Genomic DNA, 24,662 nt, shown 5'->3' with positions numbered 1-24,662 from the left:
TGCCACAGCCCGTTTCGAAAAGCAAGAGCGGTGATCTCGGTTGTGTCAGACTGGCCGCGTGGGCAAACGCCAGGAGTCGCGGGAGCAGATCGAGGCGCGGATCGTCGAACTGGGCCGCCGCCAGCTGGTGGATCGCGGTGCGGCGGGATTGTCGGTGCGTGCCATCGCCCGCGATCTGGGCATGGTGTCCTCGGCCGTGTACCGGTACGTGTCCAGCCGCGACGAGTTGCTGACCTTGCTGCTGATCGACGCCTATTCCGACCTGGCCGACGCCGTGGACCGGGCCCGCGAGACGGTGGGTGACCTGTGGAGCGACGACGTCATCGCCATCGCGCGGGCGGCGCGGCGGTGGGCCGTCGCCCATCCGGCCCGGTGGGCGCTGCTCTACGGCAGCCCGGTGCCCGGATACCACGCGCCGCCCGACCGCACGGTCCCGGCCGGCACCCGCGTGGTGGGAGCCATCTTCGACGCCGTCGCCGCCGGAATCGCCACCGGGGACATTCGGTTGACAAACGACCTTGCGCCACAACCGATGTCGTCGGACTTCGAACGCATCCGCCACGAGTTCGGGTTTCCGGGGGATGACCAGGTCATCGCCAAGTGCTTTTTGTTGTGGGCCGGGGTGCTCGGCGCCATCAGCCTCGAGGTGTTCGGGCAATACGGCGCCGACACCCTGACCGACCCGTCGGCGGTGTTCGACACCCAGCTTCGAATGCTGGTGGACGTGTTGGGCCAACATTGACCCGCGGGAATTAGAACGTGTTCATCGCCCCGTTGCGGGGCCGGCGGGGGCTGTCACGGCAAAGTTTCGTTGGCCCTTTCTGGCGGCGACCGCCCTGGGCTATCCTGCGAGACGATGACCCCTTCGCCTCAAACGCCGACGCAGATCGCATGGGTCACCCCGGACCTGGACGCCACCGAAACGGCCCTCACCGGGCTATTAGGCGTCCGGAAGTGGGTGCGCATACCCGACGTACACTTTGCTCCGGAGACGTGCAGCTACCTTGGCAAGCCCGCCGATTTCGTCGCCAGCATCTCCCTGAGCTACCTCGGGGACATGCAGTTGGAGCTGATCCAACCGGTCCGCGGGGAGAACATCTATAGTGACTTCCTCCGGGACTCGGGGGCGGGGTTGCATCACATCTGCGTGGAGGCGGCGAGCCCCGAACAGTTCGACGCGGTCCTGGCCGAGGCCGCGGGCCAGGGGGCGCCGGTCGTGCAGCAGGGCGTGATGGCCGGCGGCATCCGGTTCGCCTACGTGTCGGCGCGGCAGGCGGGAGTGCCATTTCTTGAAATCGCCTACATCGCGCCCGAGATGAGGGCCTTCTACGACTACATCAAACAGGAGCAGCAGCGGTGAGCACCGAGATTCCAGCGACGATCAGCGCGAGCACGGTGACGTCGTGGTCGGACGACGTCGACGTGGTGGTGATCGGTTTCGGCATCGGCGGCGGCTGCGCGGCGGTCAGTGCGGCCGCCGCGGGTGCGCGGGTGCTGGTGCTCGAGCGCGCGGCCGCGGCGGGTGGCACCACTTCCCTTGCGGGAGGCCACTTTTACCTTGGGGGCGGCACCGCCGTCCAAGAGGCGACCGGGCACCCCGATTCGCCCGAGGAGATGTACAAGTACCTGGCCGCCGTGTCGCGGCAACCGGACCACGCCAAGATCCGCGCGTATTGCGAGGGCAGCGTCGAGCATTTCAATTGGCTGGAAGACTTGGGTTTTCAGTTTGAGCGCAGCTACTTCCCGGGCAAGGCGGTGATCCAGCCCAACACCGAGGGGCTGATGTTCACCGGCAACGAGAAGGTGTGGCCCTTCCTGGAGAAGGCCGTGCCGGCGCCGCGCGGCCACAAGGTGCCCGTACCCGGCGACACCGGCGGCGCCAGCATGGTGATCGACCTGCTCCTCAAGCGCGCCGCGAGCCTCGGCGTGCTAGTCCGCTACGAGACGGGCGCCACCCAGCTCATCGTCGACGATTCCGGCGCGGTGATTGGCGTGGCGTGGAAGCACTTCACCGAAACCGGTGCGATCAAGGCAAAGTCGGTGATCATCGCTGCGGGGGGGTTCGTGATGAACCCGGAGATGGTCGCCAAGTACACCCCCAAGCTGGGGGAGAAGCCGTTCGTGCTCGGCAATACCTATGACGACGGCCTGGGCATCCGGATGGGTGAGTCCGCGGGCGGCGCCACCCAGCACATGGATCAGATCTTCATCACCGCTCCGCCGTACCCGCCGTCGATCCTGCTGACCGGCATCATCGTGAACAAGCTCGGCCAGCGGTTCGTCGCCGAGGACTCCTACCACTCCCGGACCGCCGGCTTCATCATGGATCAGCCGGACAGTGCGGCGTTTTTGATCGTCGACGAGGCGCACCTGGAGCATCCCAAGATGCCGCTGGTGCCGCTGATCGACGGCTGGGAGACCGTCGCCGAGATGGAAGCCGCGCTCGGCATCCCGCAGGGCAACCTTGTCGCGACGCTCGACCGCTACAACACCCATGCCGCGCGCGGCGAAGACCCCGACTTCCACAAGCAACCGGAATTCCTTGCGCCGCAAGACAAGGGCCCGTGGGGCGCGTTCGACATGTCGCTGGGCAAGGCGATGTACGCCGGTTTCACCGTCGGCGGGCTGGCCACGTCGGTGGACGGCCAGGTGCTGCGCGAGGACGGCTCGGCGGTGGCCGGCCTGTACGCGGTCGGGGCATGCGCGTCCAACATCGCCCAGGACGGCAAGGGCTACGCCAGCGGGACGCAGCTGGGGGAGGGGTCGTTTTTCGGGCGCCGCGCCGGAGCGCACGCGGCCCGCGGGGCCGGGGGCGCGCAGGCGCGTTAGGACACCGCGCCGGAGCGCACGCGGCCCGCGGGGCCGGGGGCGCGCAGGCGCGTTAGGACACCGCGCCGGAGCGCACGCGGCCCGCGGACGCTAGACCGGCGCGGGCTCCTTTTCGACCGGGCCCAGCCGCCATTCGCCGCCGCCCAGTAGGTGGAGCTGTTGGTCGTGGTGCTGTTCGACGGTGGGTCGGTGGCTCACGCTGACCAGGACGGTATCCGGCAGCTCGGCGCGCACCAGCTGGTAGAGCGCGAATTCGAGGCCCTCGTCCAGCGCCGAGGTGGCCTCGTCGAGGAAGACGGCTTTCGGCTTGGTGAGCAGGATCCGCGCGAACGCGACCCGCTGCTGCTCACCCGGGGAAAGCACCTTGGCCCAGTCCTGCTCCTCGTCGAGCCGGTCGATCAGCGGGGCGAGAGCCACCTTGGTCAGTACGTCGCGGAGCACATCCTCGGGGACGTCATCCGGCGAGTTCGGGTAGCACACGACGGTGCGCAGGTTGCCCAGCGGCACGTAGGGCAACTGCGACAGGAACATCGTCGCGTTGTCGCCGTCGGGACGGCAGAGCGTCCCCGACGCGTAGGGCCACAGCTCGGCCAGGCTGCGCAGCAGCGTGGTCTTTCCGGCGCCGGACCGCCCGGTGATCACCAGCGCGTCGCCCTCGTCCAACCGCACGTCGAGCGGATCGATCAGCTGATCACCGCCGGGCGTGCGCACCTCGACACCGCGAAGCTCGACCGCTGCCTCCTCGCTCGGCTTGACCAGAATGGTCGGCAGCGCGCGGCCCTGGCTGTTGGCGTCGACGAGCCCGTGCAACCGGATGATCGCCGCCCGAAACGCCGCGAACGCGTCGTAGTTGTTGCGGAAGAACGACAGCGAATCCTGAATGTTGCCAAAGGCCGTCGCGCTCTGGCCGACATCGCCGAAGTCGATCTTTCCGGCGAACAGCCGCGGCGCCTGAATCACCCACGGCAGCGGAACGATGATCTGCGACACCGACCAGTTCCACCCGTTGAAGATGATCGTGCGGCGCACAAACTTGCGGTAGTTGCCGATGATCGGCGTGAATCGCCGCCACAGTTGCGCGCGCTCGACTCGCTCGCCGCGGTAGAAGCCCACCGCCTCGGCCGCGTCGCGCAACCGCACCAGGGCGTAACGGAAGGCGGCGTTGAGTTTCTCGTTGTTGAAGCTCAGCTGGATCAGCGGATGGCCCAGCCAGATCGCGACCAGCGTGGCGACCAGCACGTAGACGAGGACCGTCCAGAACATGGCGCGCGGCAACACCACGCCGAAAACATCCAGATTGCCGGACAGCTGCCACAGGATGGCCGCGAACGAGATGACCGAGGCCACCGCGTTGACCGCCCCGAACAGCAAGGTGCTGCCCGTGCCATTGGACGGGATATTCGGCGTGCCCCCGGCATTGGCGGTGAAGATGTCGATGTCCTGCTGGATGCGCTGGTCCGGGTTGTCGATCGTGTTGTCGATGAACAGGTCCCGGTAATAGGCCTTGCCGCCCAGCCAGTCATCGGTGAGGTGGGCGGTCAGCCAGATGCGCCAGGCAATGATGAAACGCTGCGTCAGATAGATGTCGATCATGAACCGGATGACATACAGCGTCGCCAACACGGAAAAGATCGCGATCGACATCCAAAAGCCATGAATCCCGGACTGTTTGACGTTGTCGTCATCCGCCGCGATGCCCTGGACCGCTTTCTGCACCCCCGTGTAGAGGTCATTGCCCTGATAGCTGAGCAAAACCGTGAGACGCACCGACAGGAGCACCGACAGCAACAACACGCCGAGCATCAACCACACCTTGATGCTCCCCGGACCGACGAAATATCCGCGGGTGATCCGCCAGAACTGCCGGCCCCACGGCGTCAGAAAGCGGAAGGCGACGAGCACGGCCAGCAGACACACCGCCCCTATCGCCCAGGCGATGGCGATCCAGCGCAGCGAATCCATGGGTGCCGCCGACCAGTCGATCGACGGCTTGAACGGCTTTGGGCCCATGGTCGAGGTCTCCTTACGGCCGAGGTGTCCAGCCTGTGCTCAACGAAAATCCTTCGGCGAAGGTACCCGAAGGATCTGGATAGGCTGCGGTAATGAGTACCGACACCATCCCCACACAAACATTGCACGCCGGCCGGCTCATCGCGCGGCGGCTCAAAGCCGGCGGCGTCGACACCGTCTTCACGTTGTCGGGCGGCCACCTGTTTTCCATTTACGACGGGTGCCGCGACGAGGGTATCCGCCTGATCGACACCCGGCATGAGCAGACCGCCGCCTTCGCCGCCGAGGGCTGGTCGAAGGTGACGAGGCTGCCGGGCGTGGCTGCTCTCACCGCCGGGCCGGGCGTCACCAACGGGATGAGCGCCATGGCGGCGGCGCAGCAGAACCAGTCGCCGTTGGTGGTCCTGGGGGGCCGGGCTCCCGCGGGGCGCTGGGGCATGGGCTCGCTGCAGGAGATCGACCATGTGCCGTTCGTGGCGCCGCTGGCGCGATTCGCCGCGACGGCGCAGTCGGCCGGGGACGCCGGCCGGTTGGTCGACGAGGCGTTGCGGGCGGCGGTGGGCGCCCCGTCCGGGGTGGCCTTCGTCGACTTCCCCATGGATCACGCCTTTTCGATGTCGGAGGACGACAATCGGCCGGGCGCCTTGACGGCGCTGCCGCAGGGCCCCGCCCCCGATGCCCAAGCGCTGGACCGCGCCGCCGACCTGCTGGCGGCGGCGCAGCGGCCGGTGATCATGGCGGGCACCAACGTCTGGTGGGGACACGCGGAGGCGGCGCTGCTGCGCCTCGCCGAGGAACGACAAATCCCGGTGCTGATGAACGGGATGGCCCGCGGCGTGGTGCCCGCCGACCACCCGATGGCGTTTTCGCGCGTCCGCGCCAAAGCGCTGGGAGATGCCGACGTGGCGCTGATCGTCGGCGTGCCAATGGATTTCCGGTTGGGCTTCGGCAAGGTGTTCGGGCCGGAAACCCAGCTGATCGTGGCCGACCGCGCCGAACCCGGCCGCGACCATCCGCGGCCCATCGCCGCCGGCCTGTACGGCGATCTCACCTCGATCCTGTCGGCCCTCGCCGGGACAACCGGCACCGCACACCAGGATTGGGTCGCCGGGCTGCGAACGGCCGAGACCGCGGCACGCGCCCAGGAGAAGGCCGAGCTCGGCGACGACCGGACCCCGCTGCACCCGATGCGGGTCTACGCGGAGCTGGCGCCGCTGCTGGACCGGGACGCGATCGTCGTCATCGACGCGGGCGACTTCGGCTCCTATGCCGGCCGGGTGATCGACAGCTATCTACCGGGCTGCTGGCTGGACAGCGGCCCGTTCGGCTGCCTCGGGTCGGGCCCCGGCTATGCCCTGGCCGCGAAGTTGGCCCGCCCCGACCGCCAAGTCGTGCTGCTGCAGGGCGACGGGGCGTTCGGCTTCAGCGGCATGGAGTGGGACACCCTGGCGAGGCACGGCGTGCCGGTCGTGTCGGTGATCGGCAACAACGGGATCTGGGCCCTCGAAAAGCACCCCATGGAGGCGCTGTACGGCTATTCGGTGGTGGCGGAGTTGCGTCCCGGCACCCGCTACGACGAGGTGGTGCGCGCCCTGGGCTGCCACGGCGAGCTGGTCTCCGCGCCGGTCGAGCTGCGGCCCGCGCTGGAACGCGCCTTCTCCAGCGGCCTGCCGGCGGTCGTCAACGTGCTCACCGACCCGTCGGTCGCCTATCCACGCCGGTCGAACCTGGCGTGACGGGCGCCGCCGGGCCGCGACGGTGCGCGGATTGCCACGGATTAGGGCGTGTCGCGGTACAGACACGCGCCCTCGCGCGCGACGCTGGCTCGCGTACCGTTGACCTGTGTCAAAGACCTCCCGGACCCAACCCGGACGCCTGAGTAGCCGGTTCTGGCGACTGCTGGGCGCCAGCACCGAAAAAAACCGCAGCCGGTCCCTCACGGACGTCACCGCCTCCTCGGAGTACGACAAGGAAGCCGCCGAGCTCAGCGACGAGAAGCTGCGCCAGGCGACCGGGCTACTGAAACTCGACGACCTCGCGGAGTCCGCCGACATCCCGCAGTTCCTTGCGATCGCGCGCGAAGCGGCCGAGCGGGCGACCGGGTTGCGGCCGTTCGACGTGCAGCTCCTCGGGGCGCTGCGCATGCTTGCCGGCGACGTGATCGAGATGGCCACCGGGGAGGGCAAAACCCTGTCGGGGGCGATCGCGGCCGCCGGATACGCGTTGGCGGGGCGGCACGTGCACGTGGTGACCATCAACGACTATCTGGCCCGCCGCGACGCGGAATGGATGGGCCCGCTGCTGGAAGCGATGGGGCTGACCGTCGGCTGGATCACCGCGGACTCGACGAGCGAGGAGCGCCGGGCCGCCTACGGCTGCGACGTCACCTACGCCTCGGTCAACGAGATCGGCTTCGACGTGCTGCGCGATCAGCTGGTCACCGACGTCGACGACCTGGTCTCGCCGAACCCCGACGTCGCGCTGATCGACGAGGCCGACTCGGTGCTGGTCGACGAGGCGCTGGTGCCGCTGGTGCTGGCCGGCACCACGCACCGCGAGACCCCGCGACTGGAGATCATCAAGCTGGTCGGTGAACTGGACGCCGGCGCCGACTACGACACGGACTCCGACAGCCGCAACGTCCACCTGACCGACGTCGGCGCCCGCAAGGTGGAAAAGGCGCTCGGCGGCATCGACCTGTACTCCGAGGAACACGTCGGCACCACTCTGACCGAGGTCAACGTGGCGCTGCACGCGCACGTGCTGCTGCATCGCGACGTGCACTACATCGTGCGGGACGACGCGGTGCACCTGATCAACTCCTCCCGCGGGCGCATCGCGCAATTGCAGCGGTGGCCGGACGGGCTGCAGGCCGCCGTCGAGGCCAAGGAGGGCATCGAGACCACCGAGACCGGCGAGGTGCTCGACACCATCACGGTGCAGGCGTTGATCAATCGCTACGCCACCGTCTGCGGAATGACCGGCACCGCGCTGGCCGCCGGTGAGCAGCTGCGCCAGTTCTACAAGCTCGGTGTGTCGCCAATCCCGCCGAATAAACCCAACATTCGCGAGGACGAGTCCGACCGCGTCTACATCACCGCCGCCGCGAAGAACGACGCGATCGTCGCGCACATCGCCGAGGTGCACGAGACCGGGCAGCCGGTGCTGGTCGGCACGCGCGACGTCGCCGAGTCCGAGGAGCTGCACGAGCGGCTGCTGCGCCGCGGCGTGCCGGCGGTGGTGCTCAACGCGAAGAACGACGCCGAGGAGGCCAAGGTGATCGCCGAGGCCGGCGAGTTCGGCACGATCACGGTGTCGACCCAGATGGCCGGGCGGGGCACCGACATCCGCCTCGGCGGGTCCGACGAGGCCGATCACGACCGGGTGGCCGAGCTGGGCGGGCTGCACGTGGTCGGTACGGGCCGGCATCACACCGAGCGGCTCGACAACCAGCTGCGCGGACGCGCCGGGCGCCAGGGCGATCCCGGGTCGTCGGTGTTCTTCTCGAGCTGGGAGGACGACGTCGTCGCCGCCAACCTCGACCACAACAAGCTGCCGATGCAGACCGACGAGGACGGGCGGATCGTGAGCCCCAAGGCGGCGGGGATGCTCGACCACGCGCAGCGGGTCGCCGAGGGCCGGATGCTGGACGTGCACGCCAACACCTGGCGCTACAACCAACTGATCGCCCAGCAGCGCGCCATCATCGTCGACAGGCGAAACACGTTGTTGCGCACCGCAACCGCGCGCGAGGAACTTGCCGAGCTGGCGCCGGACCGGTACGAGGAACTGTCCAAGGACATCTCCGAAGAGGACCTGGAGAAGATCTGCCGGCTGATCATGCTGTATCACCTCGACCGGGGATGGGCGGATCACCTGGCATACCTGGCCGACATCCGCGAAAGCATCCACCTGCGCGCGCTGGGCCGGCAGAATCCGCTCGACGAATTCCACCGGCTGGCGGTCGACGCCTTCGCGTCGCTGGCCGCCGACGCCATCGAGGCGGCCCAGCAGACGTTCGAAACCGCGAACGTGCTCGAAGAGGAGCCGGGCCTGGATCTGTCCAAGTTGGCACGGCCGACGTCGACGTGGACGTACATGGTCAACGACAACCCGCTGTCGGATGACACGCTGTCGACCCTGAGCCTGCCCGGGGTCTTCCGCTGAGTTGAGCCGACGAGTGTGCGGCCAGCCGCGCGCTCGAGGGCGAGTGCGCGGCCAGCCGCACAGTCGGCGTTCGACTAATGTCACGGCTCATGGAGCAGGTGCTTCCGCCCGATCGGGTGCTGACAGTGCCCAACGCCCTGAGCGCCATCCGCCTGGTGCTCATCGGAGTCTTCATCTACGTGCTGCTGTTCGCGCACGCCAACGGCTGGGCGGTGGCGATCCTGATGTTCAGCGGGGCCTCCGACTGGGCCGACGGCAAGATCGCCCGCACGCTCAACCAGTCCTCGCGGCTCGGCGTGCTGCTGGACCCGGCGGTGGACCGCCTCTACATGGTGACCGTCCCGATCGTCCTGGCGGTCGACGGAATCGTGCCCTGGTGGTTCGTCATCACGCTGCTGGTGCGGGATGGGCTGCTCGCGGCGACGCTGCCGCTGCTGCGAAGTCGCGGGCTGTCGGCGCTGCCGGTGACCTACATCGGTAAGGCCGCCACCTTCGCGTTGATGTCCGGCTTCCCGTTGGTGCTGCTGGGAACGGGGGGCGCGGTCTGGAGCCGGGTGCTGAGGGCCTGCGGCTGGGGCTTTCTGGGTTGGGGCTTGTACTCGTACCTGTGGGCATTCGTGCTGTACGCGGTGCAGATGGCGGTGGTGGTGCGCCGCATGCCCAAACTGAAACACGCTGCCCCCCAGCCGGTCGCGCCCGAGGCGGGTGAGCATGGCTGACGCCGACCGCCTGCTCGGCGGCTACGACCCGAACGCCGGCCGCAGCGCCCACGCCGCGGCCCGGCCGCAGCTGATCCCGGTTCCCTCGCTGCTGCGCGCGCTGCTGTCGGAGCACCTGGATCCGGGGTATGCCGCGGCCGCCGCCCGGCGCGGCGGCGCCGATGCACCGCGGCGCGGGCGGGAAAGGGCTTTCGGCTGGCTATGGGAGGCGCTGGCGGCGCTGTTGATCGCCGCGGTATTCGCCGCCGCGGTCGCCCAGGCCCGCTCGGTTGCCCCCGGCGTGCGCGACGCGCAGCAGCTGCTGTTGCAAAGCGTGCGGTCGTCCGAAAGCACCGCGGCCAGGCTGGGCAAGGAGCGCAGCGCGCTGACCGCGAGGGTCGACGACGTGCAGCGCCGGGCGCTGGCGGAGAACGCCGAGGGCCGGCGGCTGCTGACCCGGCTCGACGCGCTCAGCCTGGCGGCGGCCAGCACCGCGGTCATCGGTCCCGGCCTGACGGTCACCGTGACGGATCCCGGTGCCGGGCCGAACCTTTCCGACGTGTCCAAACAGCGGGTCAACGGCAGCAGGCAGATCATCCTGGACCGCGACCTGCAGCTGGTCGTCAACTCGTTGTGGGCCAGCGGCGCCGAAGCCATCTCCGTCGGTGGGGTCCGGATCGGGCCGAACGTGACCATCCGGCAGGCCGGCGGGGCGATCCTGGTCGACAACACCCCCACCAGCAGCCCGTACCAGATCCTTGCGGTCGGGCCCCCGCACGGGATGCGGGACGTCTTCGACAGCAGCCCCGGCCTGCAGCGCCTGCGGCTGCTGGAGGCCTCCTACGGTGTCGTCGTCGCGGTGGACGTCGCCGACGGTCTGTCGCTGCCCGCCGGATCGATCCGGGATGTCAAGTTCGCCAAACAGATTGGGCCCTAGTGAGACGACCTCTCTCCAGACCGCTCCCGCCCGCCGGGTTGGGGTGGCGCGCATGATCGGCATCGCGGCGCTCGCCGTCGGCATCGTGCTCGGTTTGATCTTCCACCCCGCCGTCCCCGAGGCCATCCAGCCCTATTTGCCGATCGCGGTGGTGGCCGCGCTCGACGCGGTGTTCGGCGGGCTGCGCGCCTACCTCGAACGGATCTTTGACCCCAAGGTCTTCGTCGTGTCGTTCGTGTTCAACGTCTTCGTGGCCGCCCTGATCGTCTACGTCGGCGACCAGCTGGGCGTCGGCACCCAGCTGTCCACCGCCATCATCGTCGTCCTGGGCATCCGCATCTTCGGCAACGCGGCCGCGCTGCGGCGCCGGCTGTTCGGGGCATGAGGCCAGCGTGAGCCAGGACCCGCCCGATCGCCCCGGCCTGCAGGACGGGGCCCAAGACAAGGCCCAAGACAGGGAGGGTCGCGAACCCAAGGCGGCCGAAGGTGCGCCGCATGGGCGCCACGAGTTGCCCGCCAAACGCCCGCGCCCCGAGATCGGGCCGGTTCGCCGCACGGGGCTGTCCGGCCTGCTGCGAGGCGGTCGCTCCCGTCTGGGCTTCGGGATCTTGGCGACCGTGCTGTGCGTGCTCCTCGGAATCGCGATCGTCACCCAGGTGCGCCAGACCAAGTCGGGCGATTCGCTGGACACCGCCCGCCCCGCGGACCTGTTGGTGCTGTTGGATTCGCTGCGGCAGCGCGAGGCCACGCTGAACACCGAAGTCGGGGAGCTGCAGAACACGCTGAATTCCCTTCAGGCCTCCGGCAACACCGATCAGGCCGCCATCCAGAGCGCCCAGGCCAGGCTGGCCGCGCTGTCCATCTTGGTCGGGGCCGTGGGCGCCACCGGGCCGGGCGTCACGATCACGATCGATGACCCCGGCCCCGGGGTGTCACCGGAGGCGATGCTCGACGTGGTCAACGAGTTGCGCGCGGCCGGGGCCGAAGCGATCGAGGTCAACGACGCGCACCAGTCGGTGCGGGTGGGTGTCGATACCTGGATCGTGGGTACGCCCGGCTCGTTGACCATCGACACCAAGAACCTGTCGCCCCCGTATTCGATTCTGGCGATTGGCGATCCGCCCACGCTGGCCGCGGCCATGAACATCCCGGGCGGCGCGGAAGACAGCATCAAGCGGGTCGGCGCGCGGATGTCTGTGCAGCAGACCGACCGCGTGGAGGTGACCACCTTGCGACAATCAAAACCGCACCAATACGCTCAGCCCGTCAAGTGAAGTTGCCGTGTGAGAAGCGACCAGAACAGGATCCCCCGTGAGCGATATTCCGTCCGATCTGCACTACACCGCCGAACACGAGTGGGTTCGACGAAGCGGTGAGGACACCGTCCGGGTCGGCATCACCGACTTTGCGCAGTCGGCCCTGGGCGACGTCGTTTTCGTCCAGCTGCCCGACGTGGGCAGCCAGGTGAGCGCGGGCGAATCCTTCGGCGAGGTGGAATCGACGAAATCGGTGTCGGACCTGTTCGCGCCGGTCTCGGGGACGGTGTCGGCGGTCAACGGCGACCTCGACGGCAGTCCGCAGCTGGTCAACTCCGACCCCTACGGCGCCGGCTGGCTCGTGGATGTCCAGGTTTCCGACGGCGCCGAACTTCAGTCGGCGATCTCCGCGCTGCTCGACGCCGAGGCCTACCGCGGGACGCTGACCGAATGACGGTTGCTAATGTGCCTGCCAGCCCCGCTCGCCGACGCGGGCGGCGCACCCGGTCGGGATTTCGATCATCAGGTGGTGGGGGCATCGCGGACCGGTGCGCGGTACGGTCGACAGATCGACACTTGATCGACACGCGAAGGCACTAGACAGTCAAGTAATAAGCAGTACGGGGCCGAGAAAACTCAGGAAACCCAGAGGAGAACCGGGCGTGCCGCCCGGTCGGATAACGCCACAGCGGCCAGTGAGGAGCAGCGCGTGACGGACATGGACTCGGATATGGGCAAAGACCAGACCTCTGACGAAGTCACGGTAGAGACGACTTCGGTCTTCCGTGCCGACTTCCTCAACGAACTGGACGCCCCGGCCCAAGCGGGGACCGAGAGCGCGGTATCCGGGGTCGAGGGCCTCCCGGCCGGCTCGGCGTTGCTGGTCGTCAAGCGGGGACCGAACGCCGGATCGCGGTTCCTGCTCGACCAGCCCATCACGTCCGCCGGTCGGCATCCCGACAGCGACATCTTCCTCGATGACGTCACCGTGAGCCGCCGCCACGCCGAATTCAGGTTGGAAAACAACGAATTTCACGTCGTGGATGTCGGTAGCCTGAACGGCACGTACGTCAACCGCGAGCCCGTCGATTCGGCGGTCCTGGCCAACGGCGACGAGGTACAGATCGGCAAGTTCCGGTTGGTGTTTTTGACCGGACCCAAGCAGGGTGACGACGATGGAGGTTCCGGAGGGTAGTGAGCGCGCCCGATAGCCCGGCTCTCGCCGGGATGTCGATTGGGGCGGTCCTGGATCTGTTGAGACCGGATTTCCCCGATGTCACCATCTCCAAGATCCGCTTCCTGGAGGCCGAGGGGCTGGTGACGCCGCAGCGCGCCGCGTCGGGATATCGGAGGTTCACCGCGTACGACTGCGCGCGGCTGCGCTTCATCCTCACGGCCCAGCGCGACCACTACCTCCCGCTCAAGGTGATCAGGGCGCAACTGGACGCCCAGCCCGACGGCGAGCTGCCCCCGATCGGATCGCCTTACGGCGTACCGCGATTGGTATCGGTGCCGGACAGCCGGGACGACACCGAGACCGGGCCCGACCCGGCGGCGGTGGCCCCGACCCGGATCCGGCTGAGCCGCGAAGACCTGCTGGAACGCTCCGGGGTGGACGAGAATCTGCTGACGGCGCTGCTCAAAGCCGGGGTGATCACCACCGGTCCGGGCGGCTTCTTCGACGAGCACGCCGTGGTGATCCTGCAATGCGCGCGGGCGCTGGCCGAATACGGCGTCGAGCCGCGGCATCTGCGCGCCTTCCGTAACGCGGCCGACCGGCAGTCCGACCTGATCGCCCAAATCGCGGGGCCGGTAGTCAAAGCGGGCAAGACCGGCGCCCGCGACCGCGCCGACGATCTGGCGCGTGAGGTGGCTGCGCTCGCCATCACACTGCATACCTCCCTGATCAAGTCTGCCGTTCGCGACGTTCTGCATCGCTGAGGATTAGACTTCGTTGGACAGCTTGGTGTTCGACGGGCTGAAGACATGCGGAGGGCAGACACAGATGGGCGAAGTTCGTGTTGTCGGCATTCGCGTCGAGCAGCCGCAGAACCAACCGGTGCTGTTGCTGCGCGAAGCAAACGGTGACCGATACCTGCCAATTTGGATCGGTCAGTCCGAAGCCGCCGCCATCGCGCTGGAGCAGCAAGGCGTCGAACCGCCTCGCCCGCTGACGCACGACCTGATCAGGGATCTCATTGCCGCACTGGGGCATTCGCTGAAAGAGGTGCGGATCGTCGACCTGCAGGAGGGCACGTTCTACGCCGACCTGGTCTTCGACCGCAACATCACCGTGTCGGCCCGCCCGTCGGACTCGGTGGCGATCGCGCTGCGGGTCGGCGTCCCGATCTACGTCGAGGAAGCCGTGCTCGCCCAGGCCGGACTGCTCATCCCCGACGAGACCGACGAAGAGGGCAACACCGCCGTCCGGGAGGACGAGGTGGAGAAGTTCAAGGAGTTCCTCGACAGCGTCTCGCCGGACGACTTCAAGGCGACCTAGCGCTCGCCCACCCCCGTCGCGAGCAGTCCCCGGCAACCGCACGAGGTGCGCCCGAACCACGCGATTCTGCGACCGCTCGGCGAAGCACTACGCTGGGACTCGACATCACGGATCTATCTCATCTGGCACCGCGATGTCGACACGCTGGCCGATAGTGCGGCCACACAGCCCCGCAGCGGCCATACTTTCATCACGACTTAAAGGCGCGGCGGCTATCGAAAAGCGTAAGCTCACTAGCACTCGGGCCTGAGCAAACGTGGCTGCGGTGCAGCCAATGAGGACAGCGCGATCGGCGAGAGGAACCACCGTGAGCGAGCAGCCACGTCAAGAGCAGCTGGATCTAGCTGACGGCGCGAACGCCGCGAGCAGCGACCAGGCCGTCACCGCAGCCAGCGCGCCCGTGCAGCCGGGGCTGTTTCCCGACGATTCCGTGCCCGACGAGCTGGTGGGTTACCGGGGGCCCAGCGCTTGCCAGATCGCCGGGATCACCTACCGGCAGCTGGACTACTGGGCGCGCACGTCGCTGGTCGTCCCGTCGATCCGCAGCGCGGCCGGCTCCGGCAGCCAGCGGCTTTACTCGTTCAAGGACATCCTGGTTCTCAAAATCGTCAAGCGGCTGCTCGACACCGGCATCTCGCTGCACAACATCCGGGTCGCGGTCGACCATCTGCGCCAGCGCGGCGTCCAGGACCTGGCCAACATCACCTTGTTCTCCGACGGCACCACCGTTTACGAGTGCACCTCGGCCGAAGAGGTCGTGGACCTGTTGCAGGGCGGGCAGGGCGTGTTCGGCATCGCCGTCTCCGGGGCCATGCGCGAGCTGACCGGTGTCATCGCCGACTTCCACGGCGAGCGCGCCGACGGCGGCGAATCGATCGCCGCCCCGGAAGACGAGCTGGCCTCCCGGCGCAAGCACCGCGACCGCAAGATCGGCTAGCCACCCGTCCTTTGGCGCGAGCGTGCGCGGTTGTACCCGTTTTGCGGCGTGTCGCTGCGCAGACACGCACGCTCGCGGGGGACTGACGAGGGCCGGGTAAACTGGCCTACGCGTCGCACTCGAGCGGGAGAGTTCCGTGGCCGCCAGTCACGGACGCCGAAGGAGCAATACCTCTCCGTCAACCTCTCAGGCACCCGGACCGCGCGAGTTAACGACGCCTCTGGAAAGCGGTGGAGATCCGTAGCGGTCCACACCCGCCGATGGGGAAAGGCGTTCGGGCAGCACCCGGCGCCGAATCTCTCAGGCGCCCGGCGAACGGGTGAAGACAGAGGGAGAGGGCCGCCGCTCCCTCGACCTCAGGAGTTTCGCCCGTGCCCGACCAATCAACGTTCGCCCTTCGGCACATCGGCCCCGACGGCCAGGCCGTTGCGGCGATGCTCAACGTCATCGGTGTCGCCTCGTTGGACGAGTTGGCATCCAAGGCGGTTCCCACCGGCATCCTCGATCGGCTCGACGGCGGCGCCGCGCCCGGCCTGGAGCAGTTGCCGCCACCGGCCAGCGAGGCCGAGGCGCTGGCCGAGCTGCGGCGGCTGGCCGACGCCAACACCGTGGCCGTGTCGATGATCGGGCAGGGCTACTACGACACGCTCACGCCGCCGGTGTTGTTGCGCAACATCCTGGAGAACCCGGCCTGGTACACCGCCTACACGCCGTATCAGCCGGAGATCAGCCAGGGCCGGCTGGAGGCGCTGCTGAACTTTCAGACGATGGTGGCCGACCTCACCGGCCTCGAGGTCGCCAACGCGTCGATGCTCGACGAGGGCACCGCTGCGGCCGAAGCCATGACCTTGATGCACCGCGCCACCCGCGGCGGCGCAAACCGGCTCGCGGTGGACACCGACGTCTTCGCCCAGACCGCGGCCGTGCTGGCCACCCGGGCCAAGCCGCTGGGCATCGAGATCGTCAGCGCCGATCTGCGACAGGGCATGCCGGACGGTGACTTCTTCGGGGTCATCACGCAGCTGCCCGGGGCCAGCGGGCGGGTCACGGACTGGTCGGCGCTGGTTTCCGAAGCCCATGAGCGTGGGGCGCTGGTGGCCGTCGGTGCGGACCTGCTGGCGTTGACGCTGATCACGCCGCCCGGGGAGATCGGCGCCGACGTCGCGTTCGGCACCACCCAAAGGTTCGGCGTGCCAATGGGATTCGGCGGTCCACACGCCGGCTACCTGGCGGTGCACGCCAACCACGCGCGCCAGCTGCCGGGGCGGCTGGTCGGGGTGTCGCTGGATGCGGACGGCTCGCCGGCCTACCGGCTGGCGCTACAGACGCGCGAACAGCACATCCGTCGCGACAAGGCGACCAGCAACATCTGCACCGCGCAGGTGCTGCTGGCCGTGATGGCGGCGATGTACGCCAGCTACCACGGCGCCGACGGCCTGACGGCGATCGCGCGCCGGGTGCACGGTCACGCCGAGGCGATCGCCGCCGCGCTCGGCGACGCGCTGGTGCACGACGAGTACTTCGACACGGTCCTGGCCCGGGTGCCCGGACGCGCCGGGGAGGTCGTCGCCGCGGCCAAGGCCAAGGGCGTCAACCTGTGGCGCGTCGACGACGATCACGTGTCGGTGGCCTGCGACGAGGTCACCACCGACGAGCACGTCGCCGCGGTGCTCGAGGCCTTCGGCGTGGCGCGCGCCGCACCCGTGTGCGCCGGCATCAGCACCCGGACATCGGAGTTTTTGACCCATCCCGCGTTCACGCAATACCGCACCGAAACGGCGATGATGCGCTACCTGCGCACGCTCGCGGACAAGGATATTGCGTTGGACCGCAGCATGATTCCGCTCGGTTCCTGCACGATGAAGCTCAACGCCGCCGCCGAGATGGAGCCGATCACCTGGCCGGAATTCGCCCGCCTGCATCCGTTCGCGCCGGCGGCCGACACCGCGGGTGTGCGCCGTCTCATCGCCGACCTGGAGAACTGGCTGGTGCAGATCACCGGGTACGACGCCGTCTCGCTGCAGCCCAACGCCGGCTCGCAGGGCGAGTACGCCGGCCTGCTGGCCATCCACGACTACCACGCCAGCCGGGGTGAACCGCACCGTGACATCTGCCTGATCCCCTCCAGCGCGCACGGCACCAACGCGGCGTCGGCCGCGCTGGCCGGGCTGCGGGTGGCCGTGGTCGCCTGCCGCGACAACGGCGACGTCGACCTCGACGATCTGCGTTCCAAGGTGGCCGAGCACGCCGACCGGCTGGCGGCGCTGATGATCACCTACCCGTCCACCCACGGCGTCTTCGAGCACGACATCACCGAAATCTGCGCGGCCGTGCACGACGCCGGCGGCCAGGTCTACATCGACGGCGCCAACCTCAACGCGCTGGTCGGGCTGGCCCGCCCGGGCAGGTTCGGCGGCGACGTCAGCCACCTGAACCTGCACAAGACGTTCTGCATCCCGCACGGCGGCGGCGGCCCCGGCGTCGGCCCGGTGGCGGCGCGCGCCCACCTGGCCCCGTTCCTGCCGGGCCACCCCTACGCCCCGGACCTGCCCGGCGGCCACCCGGTGTCCTCGGCGCCGTACGGGTCGGCATCGATCCTGCCGATCACCTGGGCCTACATCAGGATGATGGGTGCACAGGGTCTGCGGGCGGCCTCGCTGACCGCGATCGCCTCGGCCAACTACATCGCCCGGCGGCTCGACGAGTACTTCCCGGTGCTGTACGCCGGAGAGAACGGCATGGTCGCCCACGAGTGCATCCTGGACCTGCGCGGCATCACCAAGTCGACCGGGGTGACCGTCGACGATGTGGCAAAACGGCTGGCGGACTACGGCTTTCACGCGCCCACCATGAGCTTCCCGGTGGCCGGCACCCTCATGGTGGAGCCCACCGAGAGCGAGACCCTGACCGAAGTCGACGCCTTCTGCGAGGCCATGATCGCCATCCGCGGCGAGATCGACCGCGTCGGCGCGGGCGGGTGGTCCGCCGACGACAACCCGTTGCGGGGCGCGCCGCACACCGCTGAGTGCCTGTTGGTCTCCGACTGGGACCACCCGTACACCAGGGAGGAGGCCGCCTACCCGCTGGGCAAGGACTTCCGGCCCAAGGTGTGGCCGCCGGTGCGCCGCATCGACGGCGCCTACGGCGACCGCAACCTGGTCTGCTCCTGCCCGCCGGTGGAGGCGTTCGCGTAGCGCCGGGCGCGCGCCCGTCGGGTCAGCCGAAGCGCTCGATGATCGCCGCCGAGATCCGGTCCGGCGCGTCCTCCTGGATGAAGTGCTTGGCGTCGGGCAGCTCGACGACGACGTGATCGGGAAATGCCGTGCGCATCCGCGGCAGCGTCGGACCGGGCCGAAACGCGAAATCCTTCATGCCCCAGACGAACAGCGCGGGCTTGGCGCCCAGTTTGGCGGGCACCTCGCGGGCGAGCCGGGCCAGCAGGGGATGGGCGGCGAGGATCTGCTTGGGCATCTCGGCCACGCCTTTGCGCGCCTCGGCGCTGGGCTGCACGGCCCGGTAGTGCTCCATCACCGCAGCGCTCGGCCGGTCCCGGGTGCCCGCCGGGATCAGCCGTTCGACGAAGAAATTGCGGTGCAGGACGGCGTATTGCATGGGCGGGCTGGACATCACCCGGCTGAAGGCCTTGGTCGAGAACGTGTCCGCCGGCCAGAACCAGGTGTTGCCCAGCACGACGCCGCGCACCCGCTCGGCGCGCTCGACCGCGACGGCCATGCTGATGGGGCCGCCCCAGTCCTGGCCCATCGTCAGGTAGCCGTCGAGCCCGAGGTGATCGACGAACTCGCCGACCACTTGGGCGTGCTCGTCGATCTTGTAGCCGAACCCCGCGGGCCGCTCCGACAGCCCGAAGCCGAGGTAATCGGGTGCGATGCAACGGAACCGGTCGCGGAGCGCGACGATGATGTCCCGATACAGAAAGCTCCACGTCGGGTTGCCGTGACACAACAGGATCGGCGGCCCGTCACCCTCGTCGAGGTAATGCAGGCGTCCGCGCGAGCCGTCGAACCAGCGCGACTGAAACGGGTAGAGCCGGGGATCCGGGGTGAAATCGATTTGCATGACGCTCCCTTCGGCAACGCCCACGATGCTATGCCGGAGGACTGACGGCGCCTCAGCGTCAACGGGAGTCGGTCAGCATGTGCAGGTTTGGCCGCGCCAGGACTGCACGCCTTGCCAGCCGGCGGCGGCGGCGATGCCCAGGCCGATGACCGGGTCGACCCACCAGGCGCCGGGCCGCGCGGCCGTGACCGCCAAACCGAAGAGCACTCCGGCGGCCTGGGCGGCGCAGAGGTAGTTCTGGGTTCCTTCGCCCGCGGTGGCCCCCGAACGAAGCTCGACAGCGAGCCGGCGCTTGGCGCGGCCGAGGATTGGCATCGCCACCACCGCGGCGGCGGTGAGCGCGATGCCGATCGCGGTGGTTCCTGCGTGGTCGGCGCGCAGCAGGTGGTGGAGGGACTCGGCGGCGACGTAGGGGGCCAGCAGCCAAAACGACAGGGCGACGGCGCGCTGCGCGTTGCGTTCGGCGGTCGGGGAGTGGGTGCGGTCACCGGTGAACCGCCAGATCACGATGACGCTGGCCACCCCCTCGACACCGCTGCCCAGCGCCCATCCGGTCAGGGCGATCGAGCCGGCCGCCAGCCCTTGCCAAAGCCCAACGGCGGCCTCGGTGAGCATCCAGGCCAGGCTGACCCACGACAGCCGCCGCGCCCACCGCGCCGCGCGGAGCCACCGCGAGTCGGGCGCGAGTGGCGGCGACTGACACGCGTCGCAGCAGGGCTCGATAGCGGTCATCGGCAAATGCTATCGCCGCCCCCGGCCGATGCCGTGCCACCTGCGGCGGCCCGGCGGTATCGGCGTCAGCTCAAAAACGTGTTGAGGGCCGCGGCAAGGTCGGGGGACGCCGACGTCGCGAGGTTCTGGTAGCCGCCGCCGCTGAGCTGCGCGACGCCCTCCCACGTCGAGCGGTCGGGGTCGCCGCCGAAATCGATGACGTTGACCGCGATCGGCTTGGCCGGGTCGGCGCTCTTGCGGATGAAGTCCTGCAGGCCGGCGCCGTCCAGGGTCTGATCGGTGTGCGGCCCCGAGGTGATCACCAGGATCGAATTCGCCTGTCCCGCATGGTAATTGGCCTGCATCTCCTGGTAGATCATGCGCAGGGTGGTGAACGACACCGCGCCGCCGGCCGACGAATACTGCTTGTCCAGCGCCGCCGCCAGCGCTGCCGAGCGGGGCTGGCCGTTAACCGGGTCACCCAGCGGTCCGCCGGGCACCTCCGAGCGACCCTCGTGGCCGTCGAAGGTCCACAACGCCACGCTGGCGGTCGGCGGCAACGACTTGATCTTGTCGCGCAGCGCACCGATGACGTTGGCGAGCCGGGTCTTTCCGCCTTCGTCGGCGGGCATCGACTGGTCCAGCATGATCGTGGCGGCCAGTCCGCTCGACGGGGCGGCCATGGCTTCGGCCAGCGTGGCGCGCATCGCGTCGTCACCCACCGACAGGGTGGCGGGCAGCGCCGGGAACGAGGTGACCGGGCTGCTGGGCGGCTTGACGCCGTTGACCCGGAAGCCGGCCTTGGCCAGCTTCGCGAGTTGCTCAGGCTTTTGCAGGAAGCGGGCGAATCCGCTGGCCGCGGAGGTCTGCTCCTGCGTCAGCCACGAGCCGTTCAGCAGCACCGCGGGGTAGTCGGCGACGGGCGCCGGCCCCGGCGGCAGCCAAGAGGCCAGCGTGCCCTTGACATCGGAGAGCGACTGGCCGCGCGCGAACAGCTGCTGCTCGGTGGTGACCACCGCGTGCACCGGCGCGCTCGCCGCGTCGCCGGGCTTCAGCAGCGCGTTCATCGCCTCGGTCAGCGAGTTGTCGGCCAGCTTGGGCTGCGCGCTCAACAACGTGCGCACGGCGCCGGTGCCCTGCGTCGGCGGCGCACCGGCCGGAACCGATGCGGCCGCGACGGCCTCGCCCGCCAAAAGCGCGGCGTCGGCGTTGCCGCTCGTGGGCAGTGCCAGCCGCAGGGACCCCCAGGCCGGCAAGTTCAGGCCGGCCAGCGCGTTGGGGTTGGTTTGCAGGCCGGGCAGCGCCGCCCAGTTCTGGTTGGCCAGGGCCTGCCCGAGTTCGGGCCGGACGCCGAGCATGACCGGCGACGTCACCAGCGAATGGCTTTCGGTGATGGTTTTCTGGCCCGCGGAAGCGGCGAGCCGCGCGGCGGAAACGGAGCTGCCCGGGATCCACAGGGCCGGCTGGCCGCCCAACTCGGCCGGCCACTTGCCGGCGAATCCGTTGAGCACGGCGTCGGAGCCGGCAGGTTTGACGCCGACGACCATGCAGTGATCGCCGACCGGGCCGGCCGTGGAGTTGTAGCTCTCGGCGAGCTGCTGCACGGGCTCGGAGATCGACGGGTCGGCGATGACGGCGACCGACTCCTTGCCGCCGACGCAGCGCGCCGCGGCGCTGTGCGAGCGGTGCGACAACGCGTCGCCGAAAAAGCTCCACAGGATCACGGTGCCCACCACGACGACCACGGCGACGAGCGCGACGATCACCCCGATGCTGACCCCGCGGCGCCCGCCCTCGCTGCGGTGGCCGCCGAGGCGCTCGCCAAGGCCCCGGTGCCCGCCGCGGAACCGGGACGACAGCGACGGCGGGGAGACCGGCGGCTCGGCGCCCGCCGAACCCGGGCTGCGCGGCGGGAATTCCGGATAGTCGTCGGCGGCAGGCGCGAACGTGTCGTCGGCGGGATAGGGATTATCGCCCTCGGCGGGAAAGCCCTCATCGACGTAATCGTCTGCGCGCCAATAATTGCCGTCGGCCGCGGCATCGCGGTGGTGGTGACCCGTGTCGTCGGACGCGTCCTGGTCGTCGGCGAAGTCTTCGTCCGCTGGCTGGTCGACGGCCTCATCCGGGTCGGGCATGCTGTGCCTACCCATACCGGTGCCCGCCGCCTTCCCGTCGACTCATCATGTGAATTGTTTTCATCATGTGAGATGTTGTGGACTCGGCCCAGATTCTAGTCATCGGCCGCGCTACTCACCGCATTGTCGAGCCGGTTTCACCCAGCGGCGGCGCGGGCTTTGAACTCGCGCCGGCGCCGATGCAGGATCGGCTCGGTGTAGCCATTGGGCTGCTGGGTTCCGGACAAGATCAGCTCCTGGGCCGCCAGGAAGGCGACGCTGTCGTCGAAGTTGGGCGCCATCGGCAGGTACTTCGAGTCGCCGGCGTTCTGCTGATCCACCATCGGGGCCATCCGCTCCAGGCTGGCCCGGACGTCCTCGGCGGTGATCACGCCGTGCCTCAGCCAGTTGGCCAGCAGCTGGCTGGAGATGCGCAGCGTGGCACGGTCCTCCATGAGCGCGACGTTGTGGATGTCAGGCACCTTCGAGGACCCGACGCCCTGGTCGATCCAGCGCACCACGTAGCCCAGGATTGACTGGCAGTTGTTGTCGACCTCCTCGCGGATCTCCTCGGGGGCCCAGGCCAGCTCCTTGGCCAGCGGGATGGTGAGCAGTTGATCGATGCTCGCCCGCTTCTTGCCGGCCAGCTCGTTCTGCACTTCGATGACGTCGACCTTGTGGTAGTGCATGGCGTGCAGGGTGGCGGCCGTCGGCGACGGCACCCACGCGGTGCTGGCGCCCTGCTTCGGCTGGCTGATCTTCTGCTCGACCATGTCGGCCATCAGCTCGGTCATGGTCCACATGCCCTTGCCGATCTGGGCGTGCCCGGCGAAGCCGGCGGCCAGGCCGGTGTCGACGTTGTTGTCCTCGTAGCCCAGGATCCACGGCTGGGTCTTCATCGCGCCCTTGCGGACCATCGGACCGGCCTCCATCGAGGTGTGGATCTCGTCCCCGGTGCGGTCCAGGAACCCGGTGTTGATGAACACGATCCGGTCGGCGGCGGCCTTGATGCACGCCTTCAGGTTGACGGTCGTGCGCCGCTCCTCGTCCATGACGCCGACCTTGAGCGTGGTTTGCGGCAGGCCGAGCACGTCCTCGACCCGGCTGAACAGCTCGGTGGTGTATGCCACCTCGTCGGGGCCGTGCATCTTGGGCTTGACGATGTAAATGGAACCGGTGCGGCTGTTGAGCAGCGGGCCGTTGGCGTCGGTGGCCTTCAGCCCGTGGACGGCGCACAGCCCGGTGAAGAGCGCGTCCTGGATGCCCTCGAAGATTTCGTTGCCGTCGGCGTCGAGGATCGCGTCGTTGGTCATCAGGTGCCCGACGTTGCGGACGAACAGCAGCGCGCGTCCGGGCAGCACCAGCTCGCCGCCGTCGGGGGTGGTGTAGTGGCGGTCATGGTTGGGCACCCGGGTGAACGTCTTGCCGTCCTTGTCGACCTCGGCGGCCAGATCGCCCCGCATCAGGCCCAGCCAGTTGCGGTAGGCGGCGGTCTTGTCGTCGGCGTCGACGGCGGCCACCGCGTCCTCGAAATCGATGATCGTGGTGACCGCCGACTCCAGGACGACGTCCTTGATGCCGGCGCGGTCGGTCTTGCCGATCGGCGATTCGGGGTCGATCAGGACCTCGATGTGCAGGCCGTTGTTGGTCAGCAACACCGACCAGGCGGGGGAGCCGAGGTCGCCGCTGTAGCCCACGAACTTCTCGGGCTGGGCCAAGCCGGTGGACTCGCCGCCGAGGTCGACCTGCAGCCGGCCGTCTTCGATGCGCAGGCCGCCGGCGTCCGCCCACGAACCCGACGCCAGCGGCACGGCCTCGTCGAGGAACTGGCGGGCGTAGGCGATCACCTTGTCGCCGCGCACCTTGTTGTAGCTGGTGCCCTGCTCGGCGCCGTCGGTTTCCGGGATCACGTCCGTGCCGTAGAGGGCGTCGTACAGCGAGCCCCACCGGGCATTGGCGGCGTTGAGCGCGAAGCGGGCGTTGGTCACCGGCACCACGAGCTGGGGGCCCGCCGTCGTGGTGATCTCGGGGTCGACGCCAGACGTGGTGATGCTGAAGTCGGCGGGCTCGGGCAGCAGGTAACCGATCTCGGTCAGGAACTCGCGGTAGGCCTCCGTGTCGATCGGCTCGATGACCCGCTGGCGGTGCCATTTGTCGATCTGGGCCTGCAGCTCGTCGCGACGGTTCAGCAAATTCTGGTTCTGCGGAGTGAGGTCGGCGACGACTTTGTCGACGCCCGCCCAGAAGCTGTCCGGGTCGATATCGGTGCCAGGCAGGGCCTCGTTGTTCACGAAGTCGTAGAGCACTTTGGCGACGCGCAGGTTCCCCACCGACACGCGATCAGTCATGTTTCTCCTCCATAAGGGGCTCCGTACTGGGGCACGCGGAACCTCACCGGCCTCAACAGGTATTGACGTCAGCCTACC

20 protein-coding genes and 2 riboswitches are annotated in these 24,662 nt (G+C 68.9%); of the genes, 15 read left to right on the top strand and 5 right to left on the bottom strand.

The features are described 5' to 3' along the window. Positions 1-58: 58 nt before the first annotated feature. The 3 genes from MTAB308_RS01995 (at position 59) to MTAB308_RS01985 (ending at position 2,829) form a co-directional block, all read left to right on the top strand. Positions 59-742, top strand: coding sequence for a TetR/AcrR family transcriptional regulator (locus tag MTAB308_RS01995; protein ID WP_216823636.1), 684 nt, complete (start codon positions 59-61; stop codon positions 740-742). 114 nt (positions 743-856) lie between these two features. After that, complete coding sequence (locus MTAB308_RS01990; protein ID WP_077097350.1) at positions 857-1,360, top strand: VOC family protein; 504 nt, start codon at positions 857-859, stop codon at positions 1,358-1,360. Further along, positions 1,357-2,829, top strand: a complete 1,473-nt coding sequence (locus MTAB308_RS01985) for an FAD-binding protein (protein WP_077097348.1) — start codon at positions 1,357-1,359, stop codon at positions 2,827-2,829. The genes MTAB308_RS01990 and MTAB308_RS01985 overlap by 4 nt, the downstream gene beginning before the upstream one ends. A gap of 90 nt (positions 2,830-2,919) precedes the next feature. Here MTAB308_RS01985 and bacA read toward each other — a convergent pair whose 3' ends face one another. Continuing rightward, complete coding sequence (gene bacA, locus MTAB308_RS01980; protein WP_077097347.1) at positions 2,920-4,839, bottom strand: vitamin B12 ABC transporter pemease/ATP-binding protein BacA; 1,920 nt, start codon at positions 4,837-4,839, stop codon at positions 2,920-2,922. A 92-nt stretch (positions 4,840-4,931) separates the two neighbouring features. Here bacA and MTAB308_RS01975 point away from each other — a divergent pair, with 92 nt between their 5' ends. The 12 genes from MTAB308_RS01975 to gcvP all read left to right on the top strand — a co-directional run bounded on the left by MTAB308_RS01975 (position 4,932) and on the right by gcvP (position 18,528). Then, the gene (locus MTAB308_RS01975; protein WP_077097345.1) at positions 4,932-6,575 is read left to right on the top strand and encodes an acetolactate synthase; all 1,644 of its coding nucleotides are present in this window, start codon (positions 4,932-4,934) and stop codon (positions 6,573-6,575) included. Positions 6,576-6,681: 106 nt separating this feature from the next. Next, positions 6,682-9,006, top strand: a complete 2,325-nt coding sequence (secA2, locus tag MTAB308_RS01970; RefSeq protein WP_077097343.1) for an accessory Sec system translocase SecA2 — start codon at positions 6,682-6,684, stop codon at positions 9,004-9,006. A gap of 89 nt (positions 9,007-9,095) precedes the next feature. Then, a complete protein-coding gene (locus MTAB308_RS01965) occupies positions 9,096-9,725 on the top strand; it encodes a CDP-alcohol phosphatidyltransferase family protein (protein WP_077097341.1) in 630 nt (209 codons plus the stop codon). Beyond that, positions 9,718-10,641 (top strand): DUF881 domain-containing protein, encoded by a 924-nt coding sequence (locus MTAB308_RS01960; RefSeq protein WP_077097339.1) that lies wholly within the window; start codon positions 9,718-9,720, stop codon positions 10,639-10,641. Before MTAB308_RS01965 ends, MTAB308_RS01960 begins: the two co-directional genes overlap by 8 nt. Before the next feature lie 52 nt (positions 10,642-10,693). Beyond that, positions 10,694-11,026 carry a small basic family protein gene (locus MTAB308_RS01955; RefSeq protein WP_066960535.1) on the top strand — a complete coding sequence of 111 codons (333 nt, stop codon included), beginning with the start codon at positions 10,694-10,696 and terminating at the stop codon, positions 11,024-11,026. 124 nt (positions 11,027-11,150) lie between these two features. Beyond that, entirely contained in the window at positions 11,151-11,915 is a 765-nt protein-coding gene (locus MTAB308_RS01950; protein WP_245831199.1) for a DUF881 domain-containing protein, read from the top strand. A gap of 37 nt (positions 11,916-11,952) precedes the next feature. Next, positions 11,953-12,351 (top strand): glycine cleavage system protein GcvH, encoded by a 399-nt coding sequence (gene gcvH, locus MTAB308_RS01945; protein WP_077097337.1) that lies wholly within the window; start codon positions 11,953-11,955, stop codon positions 12,349-12,351. A 255-nt stretch (positions 12,352-12,606) separates the two neighbouring features. Further along, positions 12,607-13,092 carry a glycogen accumulation regulator GarA gene (gene garA / locus MTAB308_RS01940; RefSeq protein WP_066912535.1) on the top strand — a complete coding sequence of 162 codons (486 nt, stop codon included), beginning with the start codon at positions 12,607-12,609 and terminating at the stop codon, positions 13,090-13,092. Beyond that, on the top strand, positions 13,092-13,838 hold the full coding sequence (ftsR, locus tag MTAB308_RS01935) for a transcriptional regulator FtsR (protein WP_077097335.1): 747 nt from the start codon (positions 13,092-13,094) through the stop codon (positions 13,836-13,838). The genes garA and ftsR overlap by 1 nt, the downstream gene beginning before the upstream one ends. Positions 13,839-13,902: 64 nt before the next feature. Next, positions 13,903-14,397, top strand: coding sequence for a bifunctional nuclease family protein (locus MTAB308_RS01930; RefSeq protein ID WP_077097333.1), 495 nt, complete (start codon positions 13,903-13,905; stop codon positions 14,395-14,397). 307 nt (positions 14,398-14,704) lie between these two features. After that, a complete protein-coding gene (locus tag MTAB308_RS01925; protein WP_077097331.1) occupies positions 14,705-15,334 on the top strand; it encodes a MerR family transcriptional regulator in 630 nt (209 codons plus the stop codon). A 114-nt stretch (positions 15,335-15,448) separates the two neighbouring features. Further along, positions 15,449-15,546, top strand: a riboswitch (glycine riboswitch). Next, positions 15,547-15,671: riboswitch (glycine riboswitch) on the top strand. 34 nt (positions 15,672-15,705) lie between these two features. Beyond that, positions 15,706-18,528 carry an aminomethyl-transferring glycine dehydrogenase gene (gcvP, locus tag MTAB308_RS01920; protein ID WP_077097329.1) on the top strand — a complete coding sequence of 941 codons (2,823 nt, stop codon included), beginning with the start codon at positions 15,706-15,708 and terminating at the stop codon, positions 18,526-18,528. Positions 18,529-18,550: 22 nt separating this feature from the next. Here the strand turns inward: gcvP and MTAB308_RS01915 are convergent, their stop codons facing one another. The 4 genes from MTAB308_RS01915 to MTAB308_RS01900 all read right to left on the bottom strand — a co-directional run bounded on the left by MTAB308_RS01915 (position 18,551) and on the right by MTAB308_RS01900 (position 24,584). Then, positions 18,551-19,411, bottom strand: a complete 861-nt coding sequence (locus tag MTAB308_RS01915; protein WP_077097326.1) for a haloalkane dehalogenase — start codon at positions 19,409-19,411, stop codon at positions 18,551-18,553. Between the two features lie 72 nt (positions 19,412-19,483). Continuing rightward, a complete protein-coding gene (locus MTAB308_RS01910; RefSeq protein ID WP_077097324.1) occupies positions 19,484-20,143 on the bottom strand; it encodes a cation efflux transmembrane domain-containing protein in 660 nt (219 codons plus the stop codon). A gap of 65 nt (positions 20,144-20,208) precedes the next feature. Continuing rightward, positions 20,209-22,272 (bottom strand): substrate-binding domain-containing protein, encoded by a 2,064-nt coding sequence (locus MTAB308_RS01905; protein ID WP_077097322.1) that lies wholly within the window; start codon positions 22,270-22,272, stop codon positions 20,209-20,211. A 122-nt stretch (positions 22,273-22,394) separates the two neighbouring features. Next, positions 22,395-24,584, bottom strand: coding sequence for a malate synthase G (locus MTAB308_RS01900; protein WP_077097319.1), 2,190 nt, complete (start codon positions 24,582-24,584; stop codon positions 22,395-22,397). Positions 24,585-24,662 lie beyond the last annotated feature (78 nt).

This window comes from Mycobacterium terramassiliense, from assembly GCF_900157385.1.
GTDB lineage: Bacteria > Actinomycetota > Actinomycetes > Mycobacteriales > Mycobacteriaceae > Mycobacterium > Mycobacterium terramassiliense.
The sequence above is the reverse complement of the archived record's forward strand: the minus strand, read 5'-3'. Positions and strand labels throughout refer to the sequence as shown.

Coding starts and splice junctions, on each gene's coding strand:
- MTAB308_RS01965 (WP_077097341.1), top strand. CDS start 9,096: ATGGAGCAGGTGCTTCCGCCCGATCGGGTGCTGACAGTGCCCAACGCC.
- MTAB308_RS01910 (WP_077097324.1), bottom strand. CDS start 20,143: ATGACCGCTATCGAGCCCTGCTGCGACGCGTGTCAGTCGCCGCCACTC.
- MTAB308_RS01900 (WP_077097319.1), bottom strand. CDS start 24,584: ATGACTGATCGCGTGTCGGTGGGGAACCTGCGCGTCGCCAAAGTGCTC.
- MTAB308_RS01915 (WP_077097326.1), bottom strand. CDS start 19,411: ATGCAAATCGATTTCACCCCGGATCCCCGGCTCTACCCGTTTCAGTCG.
- bacA (WP_077097347.1), bottom strand. CDS start 4,839: ATGGGCCCAAAGCCGTTCAAGCCGTCGATCGACTGGTCGGCGGCACCC.
- MTAB308_RS01975 (WP_077097345.1), top strand. CDS start 4,932: ATGAGTACCGACACCATCCCCACACAAACATTGCACGCCGGCCGGCTC.
- MTAB308_RS01990 (WP_077097350.1), top strand. CDS start 857: ATGACCCCTTCGCCTCAAACGCCGACGCAGATCGCATGGGTCACCCCG.
- MTAB308_RS01930 (WP_077097333.1), top strand. CDS start 13,903: ATGGGCGAAGTTCGTGTTGTCGGCATTCGCGTCGAGCAGCCGCAGAAC.
- MTAB308_RS01955 (WP_066960535.1), top strand. CDS start 10,694: ATGATCGGCATCGCGGCGCTCGCCGTCGGCATCGTGCTCGGTTTGATC.
- MTAB308_RS01905 (WP_077097322.1), bottom strand. CDS start 22,272: ATGGGTAGGCACAGCATGCCCGACCCGGATGAGGCCGTCGACCAGCCA.
- MTAB308_RS01960 (WP_077097339.1), top strand. CDS start 9,718: ATGGCTGACGCCGACCGCCTGCTCGGCGGCTACGACCCGAACGCCGGC.